At 66.7% G+C, this 6,301-nt stretch carries 9 protein-coding genes; 2 read left to right on the top strand and 7 right to left on the bottom strand.

Annotation, left to right across the window (positions count from 1 at the left end; genetic code table 11):
• Positions 1–886 (top strand): aminotransferase class I/II-fold pyridoxal phosphate-dependent enzyme (locus JNL31_RS17675; RefSeq protein ID WP_294976188.1); only part of this gene is annotated, 886 nt, incomplete at its 5' end.
• A 62-nt stretch (positions 887–948) separates the two neighbouring features.
• Positions 949–1,923 carry an aldo/keto reductase gene (locus JNL31_RS17670; protein WP_294976185.1) on the top strand — a complete coding sequence of 325 codons (975 nt, stop codon included), beginning with the start codon at positions 949–951 and terminating at the stop codon, positions 1,921–1,923.
• On the opposite strand, the gene JNL31_RS17665 is transcribed toward JNL31_RS17670, so the two are convergent.
• The 7 genes from JNL31_RS17665 to JNL31_RS17635 form a co-directional block, all read right to left on the bottom strand.
• Positions 1,924–2,787: a DUF1989 domain-containing protein gene (locus JNL31_RS17665; protein WP_294976182.1), complete on the bottom strand. Its 864-nt coding sequence runs from the start codon at positions 2,785–2,787 to the stop codon at positions 1,924–1,926.
• 83 nt (positions 2,788–2,870) lie between these two features.
• Positions 2,871–3,065 (bottom strand): hypothetical protein, encoded by a 195-nt coding sequence (locus tag JNL31_RS17660; protein WP_294976180.1) that lies wholly within the window; start codon positions 3,063–3,065, stop codon positions 2,871–2,873.
• Complete coding sequence (locus JNL31_RS17655; RefSeq protein WP_294976177.1) at positions 3,065–3,355, bottom strand: hypothetical protein; 291 nt, start codon at positions 3,353–3,355, stop codon at positions 3,065–3,067. Before JNL31_RS17655 ends, JNL31_RS17660 begins: the two co-directional genes overlap by 1 nt.
• The gene (locus JNL31_RS17650) at positions 3,348–4,124 is read right to left on the bottom strand and encodes a succinate dehydrogenase iron-sulfur subunit (protein WP_294976175.1); all 777 of its coding nucleotides are present in this window, start codon (positions 4,122–4,124) and stop codon (positions 3,348–3,350) included. The genes JNL31_RS17655 and JNL31_RS17650 overlap by 8 nt, the downstream gene beginning before the upstream one ends.
• A gap of 82 nt (positions 4,125–4,206) precedes the next feature.
• Complete coding sequence (locus JNL31_RS17645) at positions 4,207–4,500, bottom strand: hypothetical protein (RefSeq protein ID WP_294976174.1); 294 nt, start codon at positions 4,498–4,500, stop codon at positions 4,207–4,209.
• Between the two features lie 4 nt (positions 4,501–4,504).
• Positions 4,505–4,822 (bottom strand): hypothetical protein, encoded by a 318-nt coding sequence (locus JNL31_RS17640; protein WP_294976171.1) that lies wholly within the window; start codon positions 4,820–4,822, stop codon positions 4,505–4,507.
• Positions 4,822–6,301, bottom strand: a 1,480-nt coding sequence (locus tag JNL31_RS17635; RefSeq protein WP_294976168.1) for an FAD-binding protein, incomplete at its 5' end; no start/stop codon positions are given. The genes JNL31_RS17635 and JNL31_RS17640, both read right to left, overlap by 1 nt.

Here is a 6,301-nt window from a genome sequence, read left to right as displayed (position 1 = left end):
TGGCGGCCATGTCACCCACCATGCCGCGGGCTGCGCCGGGCTTTACGGACTGGTGACGCATCCGGCCCCGGTGGATGCCGACGGCTATACCGTCGATCTGGTGGCGCTGCGCGATCTGGCGCATCGGGTGAAGCCCAGGATCATCACCATCGGCGGCAGTCTGAACCTGTTCCCCCACCCCGTGCGCGAAATCCGCGCCATTGCCGATGAGGTCGGCGCCCATGTGCTGTTCGACGCCGCCCACCAATGCGGCATCATCGCGGGCGGGGTCTGGACCAACCCGCTGACCGAGGGCGCGCATCTGATGACGATGAGCACCTACAAATCGCTTGGCGGTCCTGCCGGCGGCCTGATCGTCACCAATGACGCCGCCATCGCCGAACGTCTCGACGCCATCGCTTTCCCCGGCCTCACCGCCAACTTCGACGCCGCCAAATCCGCCGCCCTCGCCTACACCCTCCTCGACTGGCGCGACCATGGCGCGGCCTATGCGAAAGCCATGGTCGACCTCGCCCGCGCCCTTGCGACCGAGCTGGCGAACCTCGGCCTCCCCGTCTTCGCCGCCGACCGCGGCGCCACCACCTCGCACCAGTTCGCCATCGAGGCGGCGGCCTTCGGAGGCGGACAGGCCGCCTCCAAGACCCTGCGCAAGACCGGATTCCTCGCCTGCGGCATCGGCCTGCCCATTGCCGAGGTCCCCGGCGACATGAACGGCCTCCGCATCGGCACGCCCGAACTGGTCCGCCGCGGCGTCACCCCGGCCGATGCCCCTGCGCTCGCCGCCCTCATCGCCGAAGGCTTGCGCTCGAACGATCCGGCAGCTGTTGCCCCGCGCACCGCGGCGCTGCGGAAGAAATTCCAGGGCCTGCACTACATGAACCCTTGAATGATCCGATTCGCGGGGGTTTGATGCGATCCCCCAACGAAATCCCCGCGAAAGGACAGATCATGCAGCAGCGCAAACTCGGCGCGTCCGGCCCGATGGTTTCGGTCATCGGCCTCGGCGCCATGTCCTTCGGCGGGATTTTCGGTCCGACCGACGAGGCCGAAAGCTTCGCCTGCCTCGACGCATTGCTGGAGACCGGCATCACCTTCATCGACACCGCCAACATCTACGGCATGGGCGTCAGCGAAACCGTAATTGGCAAGTGGCTCGCCAGCCGCAAGCCGCAGGTCGTCCTCGCCACCAAGGCCAGCTTCGTCGCCGACCCCGAGCGTCGTATCGACAATTCGGAAACCCACCTCCGCGCCGAACTCGAGAAATCCCTGAAACGCCTCGGCCGCGACCATGTCGAGCTGTTCTACATCCACCGCCGCGAACAGGCCCGCCCGCTGGAAGAGGTGGTCGGCACCCTGTCCCGCCTGATCGCGGAGGGCAAGATCGGCGGCTATGGCCTGTCCGAAGTCGCCCCCTACACGATACGCGCCGCCCATGCCGTGCATCCGGTGACGGCGGTGCAGAACGAATACTCGCTCTGGACCCGGATGCCGGAGCTTGGAGTGATACAGGCCTGCAAGGCCCTTGGCATCGCCTTCGTCCCCTTCTCGCCCCTCGCGCGGGGGATGCTGGCCGACGCGCCGATTTCCCGGCCCGAAGACGGCTTCCGCGGCACCAACCCCCGCTTCACCGAGCCGAACTTCTCGAAGAACCTCGCCAAACTCGCCGCCTTCCGCACCTTCGCCGCCGAGCGCGGCTGGTCCACCCCTGCCACGGCACTGGCCTGGATCCTGCACCAGGGCGATCACCTGATCCCGATCCCCGGCACCCGCCACGCCGCGCATCTGCGGCAATGGGCGCAGGCGACGGAAATCCGCTTCACCCCCGAAGACCGGGCCCAGATCAACCGCCTCCTGCCCCCCGGCTGGGCCGAGGGCGACCGCTACGGCGATCACCAGCTTCTGGCGATCGAGCGCTATTGCTGATCAGAGCCCATGGCTCCGGTCATAGGCATTCGGCCCGGCTGGCGCCCAGCCCGCCGGGGCCGCCTTCGGCCGGAACACCTGCACCAGCAGCGGATGACAGGCCGCCACGTCCGAGGAATGCTCCGCCGAGCAATCGCCGCCGGGACAGGCCGACAGCACACCCAAGAGGTCGATCTCCGCCATGAACTCCAGATAGTCGCCGGGCCGCACCGGCGAGGCCTTCATGAAATACTGCCCGGTATCGCGGGTGAAACCCGTGCACATGAACACGTTCAGCACGTCATGCACATGCAGCTCCGCCGCCTTCGCGGGCAGGCCCCAATGATCCGCAACCGCGCGGGTCAGGTTGGAATGGCAGCAATGGTGATACTGCTCGCCGCCCGACAGCAGCGCGTGGGTATAAGGGTCGCAGCGCGTGCCGATCACGTCATGCACCGACCCGCCAAAGGCATCGAACCCGTACCAGTCGAGCGTATCCTCCGTCACCGTCGCCATCGGCCGCAGGTACGGCAGGCAAGACCACATCCGGTCCCCGGTCGACAGATGCGTCCCATGCAGCGCCCGGGTCTTGCCGGAGAAAAACCGCTCCCCAAGGTTTTCGGCGGCAAACAGGTTCAGGTCGCCCACCTGCGGCCCCTCGACGCTGACGATGCGGAAGAACCAGCCCGCCGGCACCTCGAACACCCGCGCCTCGCGCGGCGGGACCAGCACCTCCGCCTCCAGGCTCCACCCCTCTCGCGCCGCACGATAGGCGGCAAGGTCCGGGCGCGGCAGGCCCTCGACCGGGTAGCAGATGACCGGGCGCACCGACTTGCGGGCAGCGGCATCGGCGGGGGCGGGGTGTTCGGGTTGGTCCAGCTTCATGCCCACAGGCTTGCCGGAAACCCCGCCTCCCGCAAGCGCCGATTTCTTCGAAGAAATCGGACCGGAGTTCTCGAAAACTCCGCCTACCGCTTCTCGCGCAGGCAATCCCGCGGCTCGCGCCCTCGGACCGTCGCCCCACAGGCCGCACAGCGCCAGAAATCCGGCGCCACGCTCCGGTCCAGTCGCCAGCGGCAGTCGCGGGTCAGGGTCGAATTCCGGCGGCTCAGCCAGAGATAGAGGTAGACCGACACCGCCAGCAGCAGCAGGAGAAGCGGCATCAGCGGACCAGCCGCGCCCGCAGCCGGGCAAGCAGGGCGTCAAGCTGCGCCGCATCATCCAGCCGTGCAGGCTGATAGGCCTCGCCAAAATCCTGCGCGACCTCGGGGTCCGCCAGCGCCTCGCGGAAATCCTCGCCAAGCGCCGCTATCAACCGCGCCAGAAGCCAGGCATAGCCCGACTCCCCCAGCCATATCCGGTTCTTCGCATGCAGCCGCGCCGCCAGCCCCGCCATCACTGCGGCAAATTCCTCGCCCGACTGGAAATCGGGCAGGACGGGCTGCTCAGACAACCCGCTCCACCATCAGCTTCTTGATCTCGGCAATCGCCTTCGCCGGGTTCAGCCCCTTGGGGCAGGTCTTGGCGCAGTTCATGATCGTATGGCAGCGATAGAGCTTGAACGGGTCTTCCAGCATGTCCAGCCGTTCCCCCGTCGCCTCGTCCCGGCTGTCGACGATCCAGCGATAGGCATGCAGCAGCGCCGCCGGGCCAAGGTAGCGGTCCGAGTTCCACCAGTAGCTCGGGCAGGCCGTCGAGCACGAAGCGCACATCACGCATTCATACAGGCCGTCCAGCTTCTTGCGGTCCTCGATCGACTGCCGCCATTCCTTCGCCGGACGGTTGGTCTTGGTTTCCAGCCAGGGCATGATGCTGGCGTGCTGGGCGTAGAAATGCGTCAGGTCCGGGATCAGGTCCTTGATCACCGACATATGCGGCAAGGGATAGATGCGCACGTCGCCCTTGATCTCGTCCAGCCCATAGATGCAGGCCAGCGTGTTGATCCCGTCGATGTTCATCGCGCAAGAGCCACAGATGCCCTCGCGGCAGGAGCGGCGGAAGGTCAGCGTCGGATCGATCTCGTTCTTGATCTTGATCAGCGCGTCCAGGACCATCGGGCCGCACTGGTCCATGTCGATGAAATAGGTATCGACCCGTGGATTTTCCCCGTCATCCGGGTTCCAGCGGTAGATCTGGAACTTCCGCACGTTCTTCCCCTCGGGCATCGGCCAGGTCTTGCCGGTGCGGATCTTCGAATTCTTCGGCAGGGCGAACTGGGCCATGGGTCAACCTTTCCTGGTCGTCGTCTTGAAATCGGTCCTGTGGCCGGATGCTGCGGGTGCGCGCCTCGAAAGCTTCGCCATCTCAGCCCGTCCAGTCCGGCCGCATGTACAGGGGTCGGCTCGGTGCCTGCCCGGTCTTGGACATGACGCAGCTCTCGTAGACGGCCGACGGGTCCTTGCCCAGAAGGTAGTCCGACGTGATCTCCAGCTCGACCGCCGCCCCCCTGCGCCCGTCGGACGTTGCCCCGACCGAAATCTCGCCCCGTGGCTTCTGCGCCAGCCGCGCCCGCTCGAAACACTGCCGCTCCGCCTCGGCCATGCTCATCGGGCCGCAGGCGGAAAGGCAAAGCAGGACGGGAAGGACAAGCCGTTTCATCGCATCACCGGACCGGCGGCACGCCATTTGCCGCGAAGCAGGCCTGCGCCGCCGGGCGCACCGCGATCTCGCGGATCGTGGCCTTGGTCGAGGTCCCGGCCTCCACCCCCACGTCGCGCGCCAGAAGCTTCAGCTCGTCCTCGGTCGCCGCTTCCAGGATGCACTTCGTTGCCAACCGCGCCGGTTCCGCCGGCATGTCGATGTTGACCACCGGAAACACCACGGTATGCGCCGTCCGCGTCAGGGCGTCGTCCACCACTTCGGCGGGGTCGCAGGCGGCCAGCATCAGGGTCGCAATCAGGGGAAGCGCCAGGGTCCGCATCAGAACTTCCTTTCTGCCGGGGCGATCTTCGCCAGCGCGATCCCGCCCTCTGCCTCGGTGGTCAGAGGCTCGGTATGGACCGGGCGGTAGTCGAGCCTGACCTTGTCGCCATCGACCCAGGCCAGCGAATGTTTGCGCCAGTTGGCATCGTCACGCTGCGGATGGTCCTCATGCGCATGGGCGCCCCGGCTTTCGGTGCGGGCATGGGCGGCATAGATCGTCGCCAGCGCGTTCGGCATCAGGTTGGTCAGCTCCAGCGTCTCCATCAGGTCGCTGTTCCAGACCATGCTACGATCCGTGACCTTCAGGTCGGCCATCTTGGCCGCAATCGCCGTCATCTTCTTCTCGCCGGCCGCCAGAGTGTCTTCCGCCCGGAACACCGCCGCATCGGCCTGCATGGTGCGCTGCATCTCCAGCCGCAGGTCCGCCGTCGGAATCGAGCCATTCGCATTGCGCAGCGCGTCGAAGCGGGCCAGGGCCTTGTCGACCTCGGCCTCGTTCGTGCCAGGAACCGGCGCCTCCCGGTCCACCACCTGCCCCGCGCGGATGGCAGCAGCGCGGCCAAAGACCACCAGGTCGATCAGCGAGTTCGACCCCAGCCGGTTCGCGCCGTGGACGGAGGCACATCCCGCCTCGCCCACCGCCATCAGGCCCGGGAACACCTGGTCGGGCTTCGCATGGGTCGGGTTCAACACCTCGCCCCAGAAGTTCGTCGGCACCCCGCCCATGTTGTAATGCACCGTCGGCAAGACCGGGATCGGCTCTTTCAACAGGTCCACCCCGGCGAAAATCCGCGCCGATTCCGTGATCCCCGGCAGGCGCAGCTCCAATGTCTCTTTCGGCAGGTGGTTCAGGTTCAGGTGGATGTGGTCCTTGTGCGGGCCTACCCCCCGGCCTTCCCGAATTTCGATCGTCATGCAGCGGCTGACATAGTCGCGCGGCGCCAGGTCCTTGTAGTGCGGCGCATAGCGCTCCATGAACCGCTCGCCCTCGCTGTTGGTGAGATAGCCGCCCTCGCCGCGCGCGCCCTCGGTGATGAGGCAGCCCGCGCCGTAGATCCCGGTGGGGTGGAATTGCACGAACTCCATATCTTGCAGCGGCAGCCCTGCGCGCGCCGCCATGCCACCGCCGTCGCCGGTGCAGGTGTGTGCGGAAGTCGCGGAGAAATACGCGCGGCCGTAACCGCCGGTGGCGAGCAGCGTTTGCTGGCCCCAGAAGCGATGCAGTGATCCGTCATCGAGGTTCCATGCGAGCACGCCGCGGCATTCGCCATCGTCCGTCATGAGCAAATCGAGCGCGAAATACTCGATGAAGAACTTCGCCTTGTGGCGCAGCGCTTGCGTGTAAAGCGTGTGCAGGATGGCGTGGCCGGTGCGGTCGGCGGCGGCGCAAGTGCGTTGGGCGATGCCCTCGCCGTAGTTGGTGGTCATGCCGCCGAACGGTCGCTGGTAAATCTTGCCTTCCTCGGTGCGGGAGAAG

The organism is Tabrizicola sp., from assembly GCF_016792905.1.
Classification (GTDB): domain Bacteria; phylum Pseudomonadota; class Alphaproteobacteria; order Rhodobacterales; family Rhodobacteraceae; genus Tabrizicola.
Note: the sequence above shows the minus strand (reverse complement) of the source record. Positions and strands in the feature narration are given on the sequence as shown.